The sequence below is a fragment of the Vibrio sp. Isolate33 genome, from assembly GCF_022397895.1.
GTDB lineage: Bacteria > Pseudomonadota > Gammaproteobacteria > Enterobacterales > Vibrionaceae > Vibrio > Vibrio pomeroyi.
On record NZ_JAKEUP010000006.1, the window covers coordinates 160,193 to 179,097 of the forward strand.

Sequence of the window (18,905 nt, forward strand, 5' to 3'; positions counted from 1 at the left end):
TGAGGTCTTGAGACAAAAGGCTATAAAGAGCGGTATTACTTCTTCACGCGGCCTTTACGCATCCACTTCTGGTGAACACCACGACGCAAGCTCTGAAAGCTGTTTTCCACCTTATCGACACCAAGCAAAATCACTAGCGCCATTAGTGTGATAATGACCGATTGAGAAAGGTGGCCAAGGGCAATCATCATCCCGAGCGCGGCAAGCACCCAGATAATGGCTGCTGAGGTCACGCCATGAATCTTGCCGTCGAGCGTCATCATCACGCCTGCACCAAGGAAACCCACCCCAGTAATGATCTGACCAAGCACACGAGCTTGATCGAGCGTGTTAGGGGAAAGGCTAATCGCCATGGTCAGGAAGAAGTAAGTACCGCTGATGATCAGAATCGAGGTTCTGATGCCTACTGGTTTACCGCGTGTTTGTCGCTCGATGCCGATTAACGAACCACACAACATACACACTGCAAGGCCTGCCCAGCTAAAGGGGGCAAGGTTGAGAGTTTGTTCTATAAATTGTGTCATATCACCCCTCCTAAAAATTTAGAATAGAGCCGAGTATGCTAATAATAGACCGGACGATCGAACAAAAACTTTTTGTCTTAACGATTGATAAAGATGACTTAAAATCTAGCAACCGTCTGTTGTTAACGTGAATACTGGTGTAGTGGTCTCAGTAGCTTCTTGATACTCCAGGTAGCAGTTATCAGACTGATTTTTTCGGCTAGAAGGAGCATAGATAATTGTTCCATCTCCGGCACTTACATTGGTAAAGAACCAGTCTGCTCGACCTGTATCCCAAACCGCATCTAAGAAGGTGGATTCGATGAGTTGTGACCAAGTCTGTTTATTCATCGCTGCAGGGTAGCCATAGGCCACTAATATATCGTCGCCCTCAACATTTACTGACGCACTCGCTGCTTTATCTAAGCCTAATGCTGATGTCTTACCATAAAGCATAGCACTTGCGCCTTCCATCCCGCCCTTGAGGCCATTTAATGTCGAGATGCGAGCATCGCTTTGAAGGTTGAGAAACTTAGAAGCCGCAGTGACTGACACAATACCCAGAATTACGATCACCAACACCAGTTCGATAATGGTGAAGCCTTTTGAAAGGTGTTTTATCGCTGGTGGCATAACTGAGGCATTGCGTTTCATTGATACGACTTCTCTATTCAATGTGTAGGTCGAGTGGAGTCTTGCTAGTGCGACCGCCGATCTCGCGAGTGAGTTTGGGTACTAGATAGCCAGAAACCTCAGAGATCAACCCCTTGAAGTGGTGCTTTGCTTCTTCATCCGAAATATAGAAGTGCGCAGCGCCCTGAACCTTATCAAGTACATGCATATAGTAAGGTAAAATACCGGCATCGAATAGCTTTTCACTTAAATTTTTCAATGAGTTAGCGCTATCATTGACACCTTTTAGCATCACGCCTTGATTAAGCAGAGTCGCGCCAGTTTGCTTAAGTTTTTGGAAAGCTTGTTTGAGCTCTTCATTGATCTCATTGGCGTGATTAATGTGGCTAACCATCACTACATTAAGGCGAGTGTTGGTTAATGTTTGGCACAGTGCGTCAGTCACTCGCGCTGGAATCACGACTGGTAATCGGCTATGGATACGAACCGTTTTCACATGCGGTATCTGTTCGATGGCATTGATAAGCCAATCTAGTTCGCTGTCTTTGGCCATCAGAGGATCGCCACCGGATAAGATAACTTCGTTGATCTCTGGGTGCGCCGCTACGTAGTCGAGACTGGTTTGCCAAACCGACTTTGAGCCCTTGTTATCTTGATACGGAAAATGACGACGGAAGCAATAGCGGCAGTTAATCGCGCAACCACCTTTCACAATCATCAGTGCACGATTTTTGTATTTGTGCAGTAGCCCGGGAATAGCGTTGTCTTGTTCTTCCAATGGATCAGCAGAATAGCCCTGATGAACTTCAAACTCTTCACTTAGCGGTAAAACCTGTCGCAGCAAAGGGTCGTGTGGGTTGCCTTTTTCCATTCGTTCGACAAAGCTAAGAGGAACCCGAAGCGCAAATAACTCACGTGCAGCAAAGCCTGCTTGCCACAGTGTTGGGTCTATTTCTAATGCCTCAAGCAGTTTTGTCGGGTCAGAGATCGCATTCGATAGTTGTTTGAGCCAGTTTTGCTCAACAGATTCGACTTTTCGGGTTATGATATGCGGCATTGAAATTAACTCAAAGATGTGGAAGAGAAAATCATGGCGTCAGTAAGCACCAATGAATTCAAAGGCGGTTTAAAATTCATGATGGATAACGAGCCTTGCTCAATTATCGAAAATGAATACGTTAAGCCAGGTAAAGGCCAAGCGTTTAACCGTGTTAAACTTCGTAAACTGCTGTCAGGCAAAGTGTTAGAGAAAACATTTAAGTCAGGCGATACAGTAGAACTAGCGGACGTTGTAGACGTTGAACTAGGCTACCTATACAGCGATGGCGAATTCTACCACTTCATGAACAACGAAACATTCGAGCAAATCGCTGCTGATGCAAAAGCAGTAGGCGAGACTTCTAAATGGTTAGTTGAAAACGACGTATGTACTCTAACGTTGTGGAATGATAACCCTATCACAGTAACTCCACCAAACTTTGTTGAGATCGCAGTAACAGAAACCGATCCTGGCCTTAAAGGCGACACACAAGGTACTGGCGGTAAGCCTGCAACTCTAGCAACTGGCGCGGTAGTTCGCGTACCTCTATTCATCGCAATCGGTGAAGTTGTTAAAGTTGATACTCGTACTGGCGAATACGTTGGTCGTGTGAAGTAATTTACTTCAAGTATCTGAAAAAGGTCGCCTAGGCGGCCTTTTTTTGTATCTGGAGATCGGGGAAGAGTGGAAGAGGAAGATACGCGTAAACGAGATGCGGGATGCGAAGAGCTAGAAGGGCAGATACGAGTAAACGGGATGCGAAGAGCTGGAAGATCAAGAGCGAGTTAGTGAGATGTGTGCTATTCGACAAGCAACAAAAAAGCAGAACAAGATAACCCTGCTCTGCTTCTAGTCTTTTCGCTCTTAAGCTTTTCGAATCTCGATTACCCGATACTCGAATCTGCTTTTAGCTCTTCGATACTCGTTTACCCGAATCTCGAATCTGCTCTTAACTATTAAATCATAAAGATGAAAATAACAGACAACGCACTAATTAGGCCTGCAAAGAAGTAGCAACCCACTTTACCTGCAACGCCGACGTGGAACTTAAGGTCGTGCATGCCGTGGTGAAGACGGTGCATTGCGTGCCACATTGGCAGTGCTAGCGTACCGATGATAAATAGCGCACCGATAATGCTGGTGGCGAATTCAGACACACGCTCGTAGCTCATTGCGTCCGCATCGATGATGCCCATTGGCACTAAGATACCTAGCACTAAGATAGTGATTGGCGTGATCATCGCGAACCAAGTACCGCCAGCGCCAAATAGACCCCACCAGATTGGCTCATCAGAGCGTTGAGGATTGTGGTTAACAGGTTTCACTTTGTAATTTGTGTTCATAACGAAAGCTCCTTACACCACAACAAGAACGATTAAAGAAATAAAAGCCACCGCTGCCCACTGAGTCAGTACGATGATTCTCTTATCAACCAATTTACCTTTCAGGCGGATTGGCATTACTTGAGGCATCATGCTGAAGAAGGTTTGAGCGTGCATTAAGCTACCTAGCAGTGCCACGATATTAATACCGACAATGATAGGGTTCGCCATAAAGCTCAACCAACCCGCCCACGCTTCAGGGCCTTTCACTAGCGCACCTAAACCAAAGGTTAGGAACACAGTGAACAGAATCAAAGGCAGTACAGTTGCTTCACGTAGCATGTAGAAGCGGTAGAACGGATGGTTGCTCCACCACGTTCTCTTCATCTCACGAACATAAGGCTTACGATTGCTCATATTATGCCTCCTCTGCTGTTTTTACTTGCGACCCGTCTGGCTTGAACATCGAGATAACGAAGTCCATTGAAGACTCAACTTTACCTTGGTTCACTGCTGCTGCTGGGTCTACTTTCTTCGGACATACTTCAGAACAGTAACCAACGAACGTACAGCCCCAAGCGCCGTTTTCACCGTTGATAAGCTTCATACGTTCAGCTTTACCGTTGTCACGGCTATCTAGGTTGTAACGGTGAGCAAGAGTCAGTGCCGCTGGGCCGATGAACTCCGGGTTCAAACCGAATTGAGGACACGCTGCGTAACAAAGACCACAGTTGATACAACCAGCGAACTGTTTGTACTTCGCCATTTGCTCAGGAGTCTGAATGTTAGTGCCGTCTTCAGGCTTACGGTCGTTACCAATGATGTAAGGCTTAATCGCTTCAAGGCGCTCGATGAACGGCGTCATGTCGACAATCAAATCTTTTTCGATTGGGAAGTTAGCAAGCGGCTCGATAGTTAGGCCGTTCGGGTAGTCACGTAAGAAGCTCTTACACGCTAGCTTAGGCACACCATCAACCATGATGCCGCAAGAGCCACAGATCGCCATACGACAAGACCAACGGTATGAAAGGTCTTTGTCTTGGTGGTCTTTGATGTAACCAATCGCATCAAGCACTGACATGGTTTCATCGAATGGGACTTCGAAAGTCTGCATGTAAGGTTCTGCATCTTTCTCTGGGTCGTAGCGCAGAATGTCTACTTTTTGGATACGGTTCGCTGACATTATGCTTGCTCCTCTTCGCTCTTCTCATCTTTCTTAGCATTCGCTTCTGCAGCTTTTTCAGCGGCAGCGGCTTTCTCTGCTGCTTCACCGTATAGACGAGCTTTAGGTTGAGATTTAGTAATCTTCACGCCGCTGTAGTCGATAGTTGGTGCTGCATCTTCGTTGTAGAACGATAGAGAGTGTTTCAGGAAGTTCACGTCATCACGTTCTGTGCAGTTGTCGTCTAGACGTTGGTGTGCACCACGAGACTCTTTGCGAAGGATCGCTGAGTGAACCATCGCTTCTGCTACTTCTAGGCCATAGCCGACTTCGATAGCGTAAAGTAGGTCGGTGTTGAACACCTTGCCTTTGTCTTTAATGCTGATCTTCTTGTAGCGCGCTTTCAGTTCAGTGATCTTGTTGATGGTCTCTTGCATCAAGTCTTCTTGACGATAGATACCACAACCCGCTTCCATGGTGTGACCCATTTCAGTACGGATATCAGCCCAGTTTTCATCGCCTTCTTGGTTTAGTAGACCAGCGATGCGATCTTCAACCGCTTTAACTTGCTTAGCGATAGACTCTTCATTCCAGCCTTTGAATTCAGCAGCGCGTTTCACCGCTTCTTCACCAGCTACGCGACCAAATACTACGAACTCAGCCAGAGAGTTAGAACCTAGGCGGTTTGCACCGTGTAGGCCAACAGAAGCACATTCACCAACAGCGAATAGGCCTTTGATGCGAGTTTCACAAGTACCGTTAGTTTCAATACCACCCATGGTGTAGTGAACCGTCGGGCGGATTGGGATTGGCTCTTTTGCTGGGTCGACGTTTACGTAGGCTTTTGCAAGCTCACAGATAAACGGTAGACGCTCTTGCAGGTACTCTTCACCAAGGTGGCGAAGGTCAAGGTGTACTACATCACCAAGCGGGTGCTTGATGGTGTTGCCTTTTTGCTGCTCGTGCCAGAATGCTTGAGAAACCTTGTCACGAGGACCCAGTTCCATGTATTTGTTTTTCGGCTCGCCCACTGGAGTTTCAGGGCCCATGCCGTAATCTTGCAGGTAACGGTAGCCGTTCTTGTTGACGATGATACCGCCTTCACCACGACAACCTTCGGTCATCAAGATGCCAGTGCCTGGAAGGCCTGTTGGGTGGTATTGAACGAACTCCATATCACGCAGTGGTACACCGTGGCGATAAGCCATTGCCATACCGTCGCCCGTTACGATGCCGCCGTTAGTATTACAGTGGTAAACACGACCTGCGCCACCCGTTGCTAGAACAACAGATTTCGCTTTAATGGTAACAAGCTCACCTTCAGACATATGAATCGCGATAAGGCCTTGTACTTCGCCCTCTTCAACGATCAAATCCACCACAAAGTACTCATCAAATCGTTTGATTGTGTCGTACTTCATCGAAGTCTGGAACAGAGTATGAAGCATGTGGAAGCCGGTTTTATCCGCTGCGAACCACGTTCTCTCTACCTTCATACCGCCGAATCGGCGTACGTTTACTTCACCGTTTTCTTTACGACTCCATGGGCAGCCCCATTGTTCCATTTGGATCATTTCGCGAGTCGCGTTTTCAACAAAGTATTCAACAACATCCTGTTCACATAGCCAGTCGCCACCGCCAACAGTATCGTTGAAGTGGTTATCTAAGCTATCTTCGTCTTTAATTACCGCTGCTGAACCGCCTTCTGCTGCTACCGTGTGCGAACGCATTGGGTAAACTTTAGAAATCAGTGCTACTTCCAGTTCAGGATTAGCTTCAGCCGCAGCAATAGCTGTACGAAGACCAGCGCCGCCTGCGCCGATGACTGCGATATCTGTGGTAATTGTCTTCACAGTTATTCTCCAGTGTGATGCGGAGTATTCCGCTTGTTATTATAAAAAAGCTTATTGGTAGCACTTACTAATTAATAGTACGTAAACGGCATCAACCGATCATCACCCCTAAGCCTTAAGTGGTAGGTTCAGTGTAAGAGAGGAGGGTGTTTGAAAAATTGATGTATTTAGGTTTTTGCTTCGGTAATGCATATGGAGGCATAGAATTTATAGGTTATGTGACTGCAATCACGGCAATCAATTGTTGATAACGATTCCCCCACAAGGCTCGTGTTAACGGCTTGTTGAGTATGATTTTTGTTATCAATGCTGGGAGAGGTCAAATATGTATAAATGTATTGTAGAACGTGATTTTATGGCTTCATGAAAACCGTATGATGACCTCATTAATACAAAGATAGAAGCTTACAAAAGCGACGAAAAGTGATAATTTTCGTCGCCTAGAATTCAGTGATATGGAACTTAGTAATGCACTCAACATGGCAACCTGCCGCAACCATTAAGCAGTTAAAGCAACGTGCTGATATCCTTAATCAAATCCGCCAGTTTTTTGCAGAGCGAGACGTGATGGAGGTGGATACGCCAGCAATGAGTCACGCTACGGTGACGGATGTGCATTTACATACCTTCAAAACTGAATTCGTCGGTCCGGGCTATGCGCAAGGCCAACCACTGTTCTTTATGACAAGTCCTGAATTTCATATGAAGCGCTTGTTGGCAGCAGGAAGTGGCTGTATTTACCAAATTTGTAAGTCGTTTCGTAATGAAGAGAACGGCCGTTACCACAACCCTGAGTTCACTATGCTGGAGTGGTATCGTGTTGGTTTTGATCATCATGACCTGATGGATGAAATGGATCTGCTATTACAGCAAGTCTTGAAGTCAGGCGAGGCAGAACGCATGACTTACCAACAAGCCTTTGTTGACGTGTTGGGTGTGTGTCCACTTGAAGATTCGATGGATACCCTAAAACAAGCGGCAGCGAAATTGGGGTTGAGTGACATTGCCGACCCTGAACAAGATCGTGATACCTTACTGCAACTCCTGTTCAGCGTGGGTGTTGAGGAAAAAATTGGTCAAACCGTGCCTGCATTTGTTTATGACTTCCCAGCTTCACAGGCGGCATTAGCTAAGATTAATCCGAGCGATTCGCGAGTGGCTGACCGTTTTGAGGTGTACTTCAAAGGTATCGAACTGGCAAACGGATTCCATGAATTAGATAAGCCACAAGAGCAACTTAAGCGCTTTGAAGACGACAATGCCAAACGAATTGAGATGGGTTTGTCGCCTCAACCGATTGATCATCATTTGATTGAGGCATTAAAAGCAGGCTTACCAGATTGTGCGGGTGTTGCTTTAGGTATCGACAGACTGATCATGCTCGCTTTGGGTTACGACCACATCGATGACGTGACCGCTTTCCCGTTCCCACGTTCTTAGTTTTCTGTTTTTACTGAGAGCTAATAGCTAGTAACTCTCAGCTTTTAATCCGGTTCACTAGCTGACCAAGATACCGGTTCCCACTACGGCAACAATGGCACCGATCCAAGCGTAGGCATTTGGCCTCTGCTTGGTGTAAAGCCATAGAATTGGCAGTAACATGATAGGTGTGGTTGAAGATAATAGAGCAACCATGCCGACATTCCCTTCCTGTAGTGCATACAAGATCAGAGTCATCCCCACCGCCATAGCAAGAAAGCCGTTCACTGCGGTAATCGCGAATATTTGACCATTCATTGGATTCAGTGCACGTGAAAGCTTAGCGCCCGTTAAACGAAATGCGGAGTGGGCGACAAAGGCGGTGATCATTCGAATAGCAGAGGCGGCAACTGGGTCGATGCTGGTTTGCATCACGGGTTTGGCGATGATCCCACCCAATGCTTGGCAGATAGCCGCCGTGATTCCGAGAGCGACGCCAATCCAAACGGTACCTTTGATGGTTTCAAGTTGGTTGTTGGCTTGGCCTCGACGGCCAAAGAAGATCGCGGTTAACACACCACTGAATACCAACGCAGATCCAATCAGCTCGCCAGAAGTCATGCTTTCGCTAAACAGGAAGTAACCGAGAATTGCCGAGAAGACGGCGTGACAAGAGAACAGCAAACCAGCTTGGCGTGGCCCCATGCGGTTCAAACAGGCAAATAGGGCGGTATCGCCAATGAAGATACCAATCAGGCCAGACAGCATCATCGGCGTGACTAAGTCTGCTTCGACACTTGACCAGCCACCCGTAAACCAAGCCATGCTCGATAAGATAATAGCGGTACAACCCATGCGCCAGCGGCTATAGGCGAAAGAACCTAAGTGTTGAGCAGGCTTTACGGACATTAGGCTTGCAATAGCCCAAAGAAAAGCGGCAGCAAGAGCTAACCATTCGAATCCCATCTGAATAACATCCTTGTGTCTGGGATAAATTAGCTCATCAATATGCATCAAACCGAACTGAGAACAAAGTGATTCTTAACAAAAGAATCATGAACGTTTACAGCTCGGCTTGATGTTATTAATTACGCATTACACTTTAAAGCGCTCCACATCTCGACGCATAGACTCAGCAGCGCTGCTCATTTCATTTGAGCTATTACGGCTGCTTTCTGCTTGTTGTGCAAGATCGTCAGAGGCATCTTTGATTCCTTGTGTATTGCGGCTGATGTCTTCGCTAACCGCGCGTTGCTCTTCGGCTGCACTCGCTATCTGCAAGGCCATATCGTTGATTTCGGTGATGGCTTGCGTGATTTTAGTGAGGCTGCCATGAGCTTGCTCTGCAAAACCAACACTGTTCTCTGCCAGTTGAGTGCTGGTGGTCATGCTTTCGACGGCATGTTCGGTATTCTTCTGCAGCGTATCAATCATCACGCGGATTTCTTCGGTGGAGCCATGCGTTCTTTGGCTTAGCACTCGAACCTCGTCTGCAACAACCGCAAATCCACGACCTTGTTCTCCCGCACGCGCCGCTTCAATTGCCGCATTCAATGCCAACAGATTAGTTTGCTCAGCAATGCCTTGAATGGTGGACAGGATCTGGTTGATGCTTTGCGCGTTGTTTTCCAACTCTCGGATCACATTGGCAGCGTCTTCCACTTGGCTTGCAAGGCTAGTAATAGCATCGCGGTTTTGTTGGATTACCTCTTGGCCATCGTTACAAGCAGTCGCCGAAGCTTGAGAAGCGGATGCGGTTAATTCTGCATGGCTTGCTACTTCGGCAGCAGTCGCTGACATCTCATGAATCGCGGTGGCAATTTGGTTGATATCGTTTTGTTGATTCTCGACTCGAATGGAGGATTGAGTGGCCAATTGGTTGGCTTTTTCTGCGTGATTATTTAAATCATGGCTGTGCTCGATAACGCCTTTGAGCATGCTTTGCATCTGACTCAAGAACTGGTTTACAAGCTCGGCAAGCTTACCAATCTCATCCATGCGTGTGATATCAATGCGTTGAGTGAGGTCACCTCGACCTTGAGCAAGCTGAGTGAGTGCTTCAGATAAGGTTTGTAACGGGTAAAGCAAGCGGTTGATGACCATGGTACTGGCGACTGAAATCACGATGTACAGAACCAGAGAGGTAATCGCGATGAACTGAATCGCGTCAGATACCGCAGAGAATGCCAACTCTTTATCGATAACAATGCCCAAAGACCAATCTGTGTTTGGCACGTTGGCAATGTAAACCAACTTATCGCCCTGACCTGGCCACGTCAGTGTGGTGATGGTGTGATTTTGAATCAGTTGTGACACTCGGTTTTCGGTTAACTCTGGGTTTAAACTCGTAAGTGGTTTCTGGCTTAACGCTTCATCACTGTACGCAACGATATTGTTGTTGCCATCGACTAAGAAGGCGAAGCCATCGTTATCCAGTTTTACGTTTAGAACGGTGTCGATAATGCTGGTGACGGTTAAATCTGCAGCAAGCACACCCTGTTTTTGGCCATTGAAGGCTTTAGCAAAGCTGATGACGATGCTGCCATCGAAGTCTTGATACGGTTCAGTAATTATCAGGTCTGATGCGGCGTTGGCATCTATGTACCATGGGCGTGTCCGAGGATCGTAGTCTGTAGGCCAGCTTTCCGTTTTATCGCCATAAGCGATCGTGCCATCGCTGAACCCGGCGTAAACCGATAGGAATTGTCCGGCTTGTTTGGTGATCAATAACTCGCGGTCAGAGTTACTACTGCTTGAAATGGTCGGCTCATTGGCGAGCATCATATCACTGCGAGTCGAGAGCCAATCGGCAATGTAATTAGTTGTGCCTACACTGACATTCTTCATTTCTTGGTTGATCGCGACTTCAGTCTCTTGAGTGAGTTGGGTAACCGATATCCAAGCTTGGGTACCACTCACGACGGCGATAATGATCGCAATGGCGATCTGAATTTTAAATTTAATAGTATGTCTCAAGGTCCATTCCTCTCTGATTAGACAAAACCTAACTACGGTGACGTACTTAATAATGAATTGATGTGTTTTTGATAGGCGTATACTGCCGCTGTCTTAGGCAGAATGAATGTGTTTGAAATCATAAATTCTAAATATATTTACTCTGCTTTTTGTAAAACAGTGAAGTAAAATCACAGTTATTAATTGATTTAAAAATCAGTTACTTGTTCGGGTAATTGTCCATGATGCAGCGCGAATAGGCGCTAAATTTACATTTAGCACCTTAGTCCGGAGTATGGGTGATCGTTGAACGTCTATTAGGTGATGATGAACAACGCGAGGTAAACCATCAACAAGCCGACAATCCCCAAGATGATACCCATCTTAGCCATGTCTTTGCTTTCGATAAGTCCAGTCGAGTAGGCCAGTGAGTTTGGTGGTGTCGATACTGGAAGAATCATGCCGAGTGATGCAGAGAAGGCAACCACAACCAGCAAGCCTTGTAATCCACCAATCGCCACTAGGCTTTCCATCGATGCACCAATCGCAGCGGCTATTGGCATCAGTAAGTTGGCAGTAGCGGTGTTCGACATGAAGTTCGCCATTAACCAACACACGATAGATAGCGTGAGAACTACGGCAGCAGGTGAGAGCGACTCATAGTCAATCGCGTGTGCTAACGCCGCAGCTAAACCTGTTTTATCTAAGCCAATACCAATCGCAATACCACCTGCAACCAGCCACAATACATCCCAGTTAATTAGCTTGAGTTCTTCTTTGCCCATGATGCCAGTCAGAGTAAACACAGCCAGTGGAATGATAGAGACGACGTAGGTGTTCATGCCGTGCAGTTTGGTGGTCATCCACAACAAGATGGTCGCCGCGAAGGTGATGTAAACCACGATCGCACGCCAACTCTTTCTAAATTGCCCATCGAGTTTGAGCTCCATGTTCTTCTGCTTGGAAGGAAAGATTTTCTGAAGAAGAAACCAAGCTATAGTGAGTTGGATGATCACAAAGGGTAAGCCCATCATCATCCAACTCAGGAAGTCGATGGTGTTTTCACCGGTTAGGTATTGCAGTGCGATGGCATTGGGTGGAGTGCCGATGGGTGTCGCGATACCGCCAGTATTGGCCGCGATTGGAATACACAACACGAGCGCTTTGATCCCCATATCGCCCTTTGGTGCAGATGCCACGATAGGGCCGAGCAGTGCCAGCATCATAACTGTGGTTGCGGTATTCGACATGAACATCGAGAACACAGCAGTGATCAGCATTAAACCGAGCATGATGAAGCGCGGCTCTGTACCAAATGGTTTCAGCAGTACTCGAGCGAGGTTGTTATCGAGTTCGTACTTAGATGCCGAGATCGCGAGTGCGAAACCACCCATGAATAGAATGATGATTGGCGATGAAAACGCACCGAATATGTCGGTATATTTGATTAACTCACCGAGATCGTGTCCTGCTGGTGGGGTTCGAAATAGATGCAAGCCTTTGTCGGAAATCATCACCAGTTCCAGTGCAATGATCAGTATCGAGGTGGCGAAAACTGGAACGGGCTCAAGCACCCAAAGCAGTGCTGCAAGCAGGAATATCGCCAGTAGGCGGTGTTGAATCAACGTTAGGTCATCGATAGGTATGGAGTCTATCGGCATGAATAACACGCCTAAGGGAATCGCAAAACAAATCAACAGCTTGACCAGAACGCCAACATTGAGTTTAGGCATGTACAAAGACCCTATGAATAAAATATCTTCAAATAGAATAAGTTATCTGGTTTTTTGGTACTTGGAGACGGGTTATAAAATCGAAACGTTGTTTAAGGTTTCGACAGTTGTTTTGTTTTTGGTCAATCTTTTTTCTGGGGAATTCAACGTACTGATCGTTGAGAGCAAGGTTGTCGGTAGTTAGATTGATTGAAATCTTGAGGGGAAGTGTCTCGAACTAGATAAGAAAAAGGCGCGTTCTTCTCTAAATATAGAAAAACGCGCCTTTAAAACTGAATGAGTTAAACTCAAATCATTAAGCTTGGTCTGTGCTCTCTGCTGAATCAACAGCTTCAGTCTCAGCACCTTTACCAACAATGTGCGCGAAAGGTGTACCTAGAACGGTCTTCTCGCCATTTTGCATAGTGTCGTCAAACTTGATTGCATCTTTCGCAAATAGGTTGATCACGGTTGAGCCAAGTTTAAAGCGACCCATTTCTTCGCCTTTCTTCAAGATGATTGCTTTGTCACCTTGTGCTGGGTAATCCCACTTGTAAACCGAGTTGCCACGAGGTGGAGTAATCGTGCCAGCCCATACTTGCTCGATGCTACCTACGATAGTCGCACCAACTAATACTTGTGCCATTGGGCCAAATTCCGTATCGAAGATACACACTACGCGCTCGTTACGTGCGAATAGGTTTGGAACGTTCTCTGCCGTTAGTGGGTTTACAGAGAAAAGATCACCTGGAACGTAGATCATTTGGCGTAGTGTGCCATCGCATGGCATGTGCACGCGGTGGTAATCACTTGGAGACAAGTAAAGCGTTGCGAATTCACCGTCTTTAAACTCATCCGCTAATGCAGCATCACCACCTAATAGCTCGCGAGCTGAGTAATCGTGACCTTTAGCCTGAATCAGTTGGCCGTCAGTAATTGGACCAAATTGGCTTACGCGAGCATCGGCAGGGTGAACGATAACAGACTCGCCTTCAGCGATAGGGCGCATGCCTTCTTTCAATTCACGTACGAAGAATTCATTGAATGTTTTAAAGTGCTTTGGATCGCTATGCAGAGCTTCATCCATGTTCACTTTGTATTGCTTGATGAACCAGTTGATGATCGCTGTCGTTAAGCCGCCCGCTTTAGCTGACGCAAGTTTGCCGACTAGACGAGTCAGTCCATGTTGTGGAATCCAGTACTGCAATCCAACTTTAATCTTATCCATTGTATTAATTTTCCAATGCTATTTGTTGTTCAATTAAATCTGTCGATGACGCTTTAGGGCGCGAGATGTTACTTAAATTCGCGCCAATTGTCAGTAAATGCACACATTTGTTCACAAAAACGCGATTAGAGATCGGCTTTTTTGTTGCGTGAATACTGACGGTTATCTTTGTTATTTGCCATGCTTTCAATGATGCGATGGTAGTTGTCGAAACGCAGTCGACTGATCTTTCCATCTTCAACGGCTTCTCGCAGGATACAGCCAGGGTCATCATTGTGCTTACAGTCGCGGAACTTACAGCCGCCAAGGTAAGGTTTGAATTCGATGAAGGCTTCAGTGATTTCGTCCGCTTCCAAGTGCCATAAGCCAAACTCACGAACCCCTGGAGAATCGATAAGGTCGCCACCTGAAGGGAAGTGGTATAAACGAGCTGCCGTAGTTGTATGTTGGCCAAGACCTGAGTTCTCAGAGACTTCACCCTCTTCAATGTCCAGCGTTGGCATTAACGCATTCACTAGGCTTGATTTACCTACACCAGACTGACCAACAAAGATGTTGATGCGATCTTTAAGCTCAGCTTCCAGCTCTTTGATGCCGTAGCCAGATTCTTTACTCACGAACATCACTTTGTAGCCGATCTTCTCGTACTCTTTAAGCGTTTCACGGTATTCCGCAATCTGTTCTTCGGTCAGCAAATCTACCTTGTTCAGAACAACAAGAGGGGCGATGTTGACCGTCTCAGAAGCGATCAAGTAGCGGTCGATAATATTAAGTGATAGCTCTGGTAGCACAGCCGATACGATTACCATTTGGTCAACGTTAGCCGCAACCGGTTTTAGGCCGTCGTAGTAATCAGGGCGAGTCAGCATTGAAGTTCTTGGTTCAACGGCTTCTACAACGCCAGAAATACCAGCCATGGATTCTAAGCCTGCACGCCAAGTCACTCGGTCACCAGAAACCAATGTCTCGATACTACGGCGTAAGTTACAACGATGAACTTCGTTTGTTTCAAGATCTTCGATATCAGCATGTTGGCCAAAGCGCGTAATCACGAGTCCGCTTTTGGTTCCGCCAAGCATGTTCTCATCCCATTGGATAGAATCTTCTTTCTTGAGTCGCTTGTTCTGGTTGCTACGTACTCGACGTACCTGACCTTTGGTTAACTTCTTTTTTTTAGCCACAATTTTTCACTTAACACATCTAACTTGATGATTGGGAACTCAAACTGGGTGTCGCTGGTACCACGTGATTTCGATGGCCCTAAAGCTAGTTTGAGTATAGTTATTTGGGTATAGTACCTCTTTTACACTTAAACAAATAGGCGACGCCTTATGTCCTTTAGCGATCAGAACCTAATTTGGGTTGATCTAGAGATGACAGGACTGGATCCTGAAACTCATAAAATCATTGAAATTGCGACTATCGTTACCGATAGTGAGCTTAACATCCTTGCTGAAGGACCTGTTTTGGCTATTCACCAACCTCAGAGTGAATTAGACAAGATGGACGAGTGGTGCACAACGACTCACACCGGCAGCGGCCTAGTGAAACGAATCCAAGAAAGTACGGTTTCAGAACAAGACGCCATCCAACAAACGATTGAGTTTCTTGAGAAGTGGGTACCAAAAGGTAAGTCTCCAATCTGTGGCAATAGCATCGGTCAAGATCGCCGATTCCTATACAAACACATGCCTGAATTGGAAGAGTACTTTCATTACCGTTATGTCGACGTAAGCACGCTGAAAGAGCTGACTCGTCGTTGGAAGCCTGAAGTGTTAGACGGTTTTTCAAAGTCTGGAAGTCACCTAGCACTTGATGATATTCGAGAGTCGATCGCAGAGCTGCAGTACTACCGAAAAACGATTATTAACATCTAGTCGGATAAAATGATCACGTTTATCTAACTTTTCAGGGACATAAGAGCTAATTTTTTTGCAAATCTGTGTGCTTTTACAGCAGTTGAGTAAAAAGTTTCGTAATTTTGCATTAAGGACTTGCATCACAAAAAAATGCTCTTATAATTCGCAGCCCTGAACGGCGAAAGACGTTTTCAGATTGCGATACTAGCTCAGTTGGTAGAGCGCAACCTTGCCAAGGTTGAGGTCATCGGTTCGAACCCGATGTATCGCTCCAATTTGTAGGTTATGGCGAAAGCGGTAATCGAAAGGTGAAAGACCTTTTATAATGCGATACTAGCTCAGTTGGTAGAGCGCAACCTTGCCAAGGTTGAGGTCATCGGTTCGAACCCGATGTATCGCTCCAAATTAAAGAATCATCAACTTAAATGATGCATCCGGACGCGGGATGGAGCAGCTTGGTAGCTCGTCGGGCTCATAACCCGAAGGTCGTCGGTTCAAATCCGGCTCCCGCAACCACATTACAGTTAAACGCRACAGCGGTTAACTYATGCGATACTAGCTCAGTTGGTAGAGCGCAACCTTGCCAAGGTTGAGGTCATCGGTTCGAACCCGATGTATCGCTCCANAACCCGAAGGTCGTCGGTTCAAATCCGGCTCCCGCAACCACATTACAGTTAAACGCGACAGCGGTTAACTTATGCGATACTAGCTCAGTTGGTAGAGCGCAACCTTGCCAAGGTTGAGGTCATCGGTTCGAACCCGATGTATCGCTCCACTTTTATTCGAACAAGAAGTTATATTCTTAGAAGTCATCTCCTAGAGAAAGTACTCAGAATGAAAATGGTTTAGTCTCATTGTCTTAAACAATGCATCCGGACGCGGGATGGAGCAGYTTGGTAGCTCGTCGGGCTCATAACCCGAAGGTCGTCGGTTCAAATCCGGCTCCCGCAACCACATTACAGTTAAACGCGAYAGCGGTTAACTTATGCGATACTAGCTCAGTTGGTAGAGCGCAACCTTGCCAAGGTTGAGGTCATCGNAACCCGAAGGTCGTCGGTTCAAATCCGGCTCCCGCAACCACATTACAGTTAAACGCGAYAGCGGTTAACTTATGCGATACTAGCTCAGTTGGTAGAGCGCAACCTTGCCAAGGTTGAGGTCATCGGTTCGAACCCGATGTATCGCTCCAAATTAGTCTCCTAGAGACAAGACTCATTGACTTAAACAATGCATCCGGACGCGGGATGGAGCAGCTTGGTAGCTCGTCGGGCTCATAACCCGAAGGTCGTCGGTTCAAATCCGGCTCCCGCAACCAYATTACAGTTAARCGCGACAGCGRTTAACTTATGCGATACTAGCTCAGTTGGTAGAGCGCAACCTTGCCAAGGTTGAGGTCATCGGTTCGAACCCGATGTATCGCTCCAGCTTTCTTCTAAAAAAGCTAATAAGATACTTTAAACCACCGTGTTTTTCTTTAGATCACAGAGTTTAAAGGCGACCTTAAAGGTCACGCTCTTTCTTTAATGCTGCGAAGCATAATCCCCCAAAAAAGCAAATAATCCTCCATCATGGTGGATATTTTTTTGTCTTAAATTTTTCTTAGCAACTGGAATGCTAGTAAACATCAGGTCTCTGAAGCAGATACTTGAGGTTTTTCACATCTATAAACAGACTTATCCACAAATAGTTCGATGTGGATAACTTGGTTGATAAAGTTATTTCAGGCTTAATTCTTTATATATCTCAAAAAGATCTTTCTTGTTTTCAATATATTAGCTGAATTGTGGTGTTGGTAACTTGCTGTTTTTTATAAGGTTAGCTGTGCATCTTCAATTTGATAAAAGATCGTTAACTTGTTGTTTTTTGATCTTAATCATTTATCAGCACTGTGTTTAACTTTGTGTGGGTGTCGGAAGTTTACGAGAGATCTGAATTTTTTCCACATTGTTAAAATTGAGAACAAGGTCAAACATTGTTCTAAAATTATGTGCAACGGGTTGTCTTAAATATTGGACTGCTGATGTGGTGTAACGAGACAATCCTTGGTACTTAAAGGGCTAGGCATCTCTTGGAAGGCCTTTCTCAACAATACGTATCAATCTGTGCTTTTTAGTGGCGATTTTGCTGCTGCCCTCTTGCACGCTATTTGAGGTAGGTAACTGCTGTAGTTGTTTTTGCAAAGCCCACTCAATGTGTACGTCTAGTAAGTCACTTTCCCCTCGATGAGACTCAAGCGTTTCAACAATACGTTGTTGAAACGGTGCATTGCCCATCGCGACGAAAATATTGCGCAACCATTGAGTATGGCCAATGCGTCTTATTGCTGAACCTTCCATTTTCTTCAGAAAGGTTGCTTCATCCCAACTTGAAAGTGAGACGAGATCAGCCTCTTGGAAATCTTCTCTGCGGTGAAAGTCAGTTTGTTCTGTGATATCCGCTTCACGATTCCACGGGCAAACTAATTGGCAATCATCGCAACCGTAGATACGGTTTCCTATCGCGTCTCTAAATTCTTCAGGGATCACGCCATCATATTCGATGGTTAAGTACGAGATACATTTGCGCGCATCCACAACGCCATCAGCAATAATAGCCCCTGTTGGACAAGAAGTGATACATGCGGTGCATTTACCACACTGGTCAACACTAGGTAGATCGACAGGAAGAGGGATGTTAACCAGTAGCTCTCCTAAGAAGAACCAAGACCCAGCGTCTTTATCGAGAATAAGCGAGTGCTTACCTGTCCAACCTAGCCCTGCTTTTTGAGCAAGTGGTCTTTCCAAGATAGGCGCTGAATCCACGAAAGGGCGTGAGTCTAAACCTTCGACCTCTTTCTCTATTCTTTGTCCCAGCTTTTTCAACTGGTTACGGAACAATTTGTGATAATCGCGGCCTAAAGAGTAACGGCTGATATAGCCTTGAGTGGTATCGCTTAGGTTAGAGGCAAATTGAGCTTCTGGTGGTAGGTAGTTCATTCGGGCGCTGATCACTCGAATGGTGCCAGGGTGAAGCTCATCAGGACGTGCTCGCATCATTCCATGTCGAGCCATCCAATCCATTTCGCCGTGATTACCCGCATCTAGCCATGCTTGAAGAGGAGCTTCGTGTTCACTTAAATCAACATCACAGATGCCAACTTTTTGAAAGCCTAACTCTTTTCCCCAAATTTTAATTTTTTCAGCAAGATGGTCTAGGTTCATGGCTTGATTCTTATCGATTA

The 18,905-nt window shown here is 46.0% G+C and carries 16 protein-coding genes and 9 tRNA genes; 12 read left to right on the plus strand and 13 right to left on the minus strand.

Going from position 1 to position 18,905, the window contains the following annotated elements:
• Window positions 1–35 precede the first annotated feature (35 nt).
• The 3 genes from L1D37_RS11855 to epmB all read right to left on the minus strand — a co-directional run bounded on the left by L1D37_RS11855 (window position 36) and on the right by epmB (window position 2,193).
• Entirely contained in the window at window positions 36–524 is a 489-nt protein-coding gene (locus L1D37_RS11855; protein ID WP_048607785.1) for an MgtC/SapB family protein, read from the minus strand.
• A 105-nt stretch (window positions 525–629) separates the two neighbouring features.
• Complete coding sequence (locus tag L1D37_RS11860; protein WP_239848015.1) at window positions 630–1,157, minus strand: type II secretion system protein; 528 nt, start codon at window positions 1,155–1,157, stop codon at window positions 630–632.
• Between the two features lie 13 nt (window positions 1,158–1,170).
• A complete protein-coding gene (gene epmB / locus L1D37_RS11865) occupies window positions 1,171–2,193 on the minus strand; it encodes an EF-P beta-lysylation protein EpmB (RefSeq protein ID WP_239848016.1) in 1,023 nt (340 codons plus the stop codon).
• A gap of 33 nt (window positions 2,194–2,226) precedes the next feature.
• Between epmB and efp the strand changes: the two genes are divergently transcribed.
• The gene (gene efp / locus L1D37_RS11870) at window positions 2,227–2,793 is read left to right on the plus strand and encodes an elongation factor P (RefSeq protein ID WP_017067165.1); all 567 of its coding nucleotides are present in this window, start codon (window positions 2,227–2,229) and stop codon (window positions 2,791–2,793) included.
• A gap of 338 nt (window positions 2,794–3,131) precedes the next feature.
• Here the strand turns inward: efp and frdD are convergent, their stop codons facing one another.
• Genes frdD through frdA form a run of 4 tightly spaced genes read right to left on the minus strand, consistent with a single transcriptional unit; the run spans window position 3,132 to window position 6,512 of the window.
• Window positions 3,132–3,518: a fumarate reductase subunit FrdD gene (gene frdD / locus L1D37_RS11875; protein ID WP_052880182.1), complete on the minus strand. Its 387-nt coding sequence runs from the start codon at window positions 3,516–3,518 to the stop codon at window positions 3,132–3,134.
• Window positions 3,519–3,530: 12 nt separating this feature from the next.
• Window positions 3,531–3,914: a fumarate reductase subunit FrdC gene (gene frdC, locus L1D37_RS11880; RefSeq protein ID WP_008219063.1), complete on the minus strand. Its 384-nt coding sequence runs from the start codon at window positions 3,912–3,914 to the stop codon at window positions 3,531–3,533.
• Between the two features lies 1 nt (window position 3,915).
• Window positions 3,916–4,680, minus strand: coding sequence for a succinate dehydrogenase/fumarate reductase iron-sulfur subunit (locus L1D37_RS11885; RefSeq protein WP_017631312.1), 765 nt, complete (start codon window positions 4,678–4,680; stop codon window positions 3,916–3,918).
• Window positions 4,680–6,512 (minus strand): fumarate reductase (quinol) flavoprotein subunit, encoded by a 1,833-nt coding sequence (gene frdA / locus L1D37_RS11890; protein ID WP_050619799.1) that lies wholly within the window; start codon window positions 6,510–6,512, stop codon window positions 4,680–4,682. The genes L1D37_RS11885 and frdA overlap by 1 nt, the downstream gene beginning before the upstream one ends.
• Before the next feature lie 468 nt (window positions 6,513–6,980).
• Here frdA and epmA point away from each other — a divergent pair, with 468 nt between their 5' ends.
• Entirely contained in the window at window positions 6,981–7,952 is a 972-nt protein-coding gene (gene epmA, locus L1D37_RS11895; RefSeq protein ID WP_239848017.1) for an elongation factor P--(R)-beta-lysine ligase, read from the plus strand.
• 57 nt (window positions 7,953–8,009) lie between these two features.
• On the opposite strand, the gene L1D37_RS11900 is transcribed toward epmA, so the two are convergent.
• The 5 genes from L1D37_RS11900 to rsgA form a co-directional block, all read right to left on the minus strand.
• A complete protein-coding gene (locus tag L1D37_RS11900; RefSeq protein WP_239848018.1) occupies window positions 8,010–8,897 on the minus strand; it encodes a DMT family transporter in 888 nt (295 codons plus the stop codon).
• 129 nt (window positions 8,898–9,026) lie between these two features.
• Complete coding sequence (locus tag L1D37_RS11905; protein WP_239848019.1) at window positions 9,027–10,907, minus strand: methyl-accepting chemotaxis protein; 1,881 nt, start codon at window positions 10,905–10,907, stop codon at window positions 9,027–9,029.
• A 296-nt stretch (window positions 10,908–11,203) separates the two neighbouring features.
• Entirely contained in the window at window positions 11,204–12,619 is a 1,416-nt protein-coding gene (locus L1D37_RS11910; protein WP_239848020.1) for an SLC13 family permease, read from the minus strand.
• Window positions 12,620–12,914: 295 nt separating this feature from the next.
• Window positions 12,915–13,826 (minus strand): archaetidylserine decarboxylase, encoded by a 912-nt coding sequence (gene asd, locus L1D37_RS11915; protein WP_239848021.1) that lies wholly within the window; start codon window positions 13,824–13,826, stop codon window positions 12,915–12,917.
• A gap of 125 nt (window positions 13,827–13,951) precedes the next feature.
• The gene (gene rsgA / locus L1D37_RS11920; RefSeq protein ID WP_239848022.1) at window positions 13,952–15,007 is read right to left on the minus strand and encodes a small ribosomal subunit biogenesis GTPase RsgA; all 1,056 of its coding nucleotides are present in this window, start codon (window positions 15,005–15,007) and stop codon (window positions 13,952–13,954) included.
• A gap of 150 nt (window positions 15,008–15,157) precedes the next feature.
• Here rsgA and orn point away from each other — a divergent pair, with 150 nt between their 5' ends.
• From orn to L1D37_RS11970, 10 genes are all read left to right on the plus strand, one after another.
• Window positions 15,158–15,703, plus strand: coding sequence for an oligoribonuclease (gene orn, locus L1D37_RS11925; RefSeq protein WP_010434065.1), 546 nt, complete (start codon window positions 15,158–15,160; stop codon window positions 15,701–15,703).
• 180 nt (window positions 15,704–15,883) lie between these two features.
• Window positions 15,884–15,959 (plus strand) — tRNA-Gly (locus tag L1D37_RS11930).
• A 53-nt stretch (window positions 15,960–16,012) separates the two neighbouring features.
• Window positions 16,013–16,088, plus strand: a tRNA-Gly gene (locus tag L1D37_RS11935).
• A 36-nt stretch (window positions 16,089–16,124) separates the two neighbouring features.
• Window positions 16,125–16,201 (plus strand) — tRNA-Met (locus tag L1D37_RS11940).
• Window positions 16,202–16,234: 33 nt separating this feature from the next.
• Window positions 16,235–16,310: transfer RNA gene (locus L1D37_RS11945), tRNA-Gly, on the plus strand.
• 74 nt (window positions 16,311–16,384) lie between these two features.
• A tRNA-Gly gene (locus tag L1D37_RS11950) sits at window positions 16,385–16,460 on the plus strand.
• A gap of 102 nt (window positions 16,461–16,562) precedes the next feature.
• Window positions 16,563–16,639: transfer RNA gene (locus L1D37_RS11955), tRNA-Met, on the plus strand.
• A 159-nt stretch (window positions 16,640–16,798) separates the two neighbouring features.
• Window positions 16,799–16,874 (plus strand) — tRNA-Gly (locus L1D37_RS11960).
• Between the two features lie 49 nt (window positions 16,875–16,923).
• Window positions 16,924–17,000 (plus strand) — tRNA-Met (locus tag L1D37_RS11965).
• Window positions 17,001–17,033: 33 nt separating this feature from the next.
• Window positions 17,034–17,109, plus strand: a tRNA-Gly gene (locus tag L1D37_RS11970).
• Between the two features lie 633 nt (window positions 17,110–17,742).
• Here L1D37_RS11970 and queG read toward each other — a convergent pair.
• Complete coding sequence (gene queG, locus L1D37_RS11975) at window positions 17,743–18,885, minus strand: tRNA epoxyqueuosine(34) reductase QueG (RefSeq protein WP_239848023.1); 1,143 nt, start codon at window positions 18,883–18,885, stop codon at window positions 17,743–17,745.
• Window positions 18,886–18,905 lie beyond the last annotated feature (20 nt).

Coding starts and splice junctions, on each gene's coding strand:
- L1D37_RS11855 (WP_048607785.1), bottom strand. CDS start 524: ATGACACAATTTATAGAACAAACTCTCAACCTTGCCCCCTTTAGCTGG.
- L1D37_RS11860 (WP_239848015.1), bottom strand. CDS start 1,157: ATGAAACGCAATGCCTCAGTTATGCCACCAGCGATAAAACACCTTTCA.
- epmB (WP_239848016.1), bottom strand. CDS start 2,193: ATGCCGCATATCATAACCCGAAAAGTCGAATCTGTTGAGCAAAACTGG.
- efp (WP_017067165.1), top strand. CDS start 2,227: ATGGCGTCAGTAAGCACCAATGAATTCAAAGGCGGTTTAAAATTCATG.
- frdD (WP_052880182.1), bottom strand. CDS start 3,518: ATGAACACAAATTACAAAGTGAAACCTGTTAACCACAATCCTCAACGC.
- frdC (WP_008219063.1), bottom strand. CDS start 3,914: ATGAGCAATCGTAAGCCTTATGTTCGTGAGATGAAGAGAACGTGGTGG.
- L1D37_RS11885 (WP_017631312.1), bottom strand. CDS start 4,680: ATGTCAGCGAACCGTATCCAAAAAGTAGACATTCTGCGCTACGACCCA.
- epmA (WP_239848017.1), top strand. CDS start 6,981: ATGCACTCAACATGGCAACCTGCCGCAACCATTAAGCAGTTAAAGCAA.
- L1D37_RS11900 (WP_239848018.1), bottom strand. CDS start 8,897: ATGGGATTCGAATGGTTAGCTCTTGCTGCCGCTTTTCTTTGGGCTATT.
- L1D37_RS11910 (WP_239848020.1), bottom strand. CDS start 12,619: ATGCCTAAACTCAATGTTGGCGTTCTGGTCAAGCTGTTGATTTGTTTT.
- asd (WP_239848021.1), bottom strand. CDS start 13,826: ATGGATAAGATTAAAGTTGGATTGCAGTACTGGATTCCACAACATGGA.
- orn (WP_010434065.1), top strand. CDS start 15,158: ATGTCCTTTAGCGATCAGAACCTAATTTGGGTTGATCTAGAGATGACA.
- queG (WP_239848023.1), bottom strand. CDS start 18,885: ATGAACCTAGACCATCTTGCTGAAAAAATTAAAATTTGGGGAAAAGAG.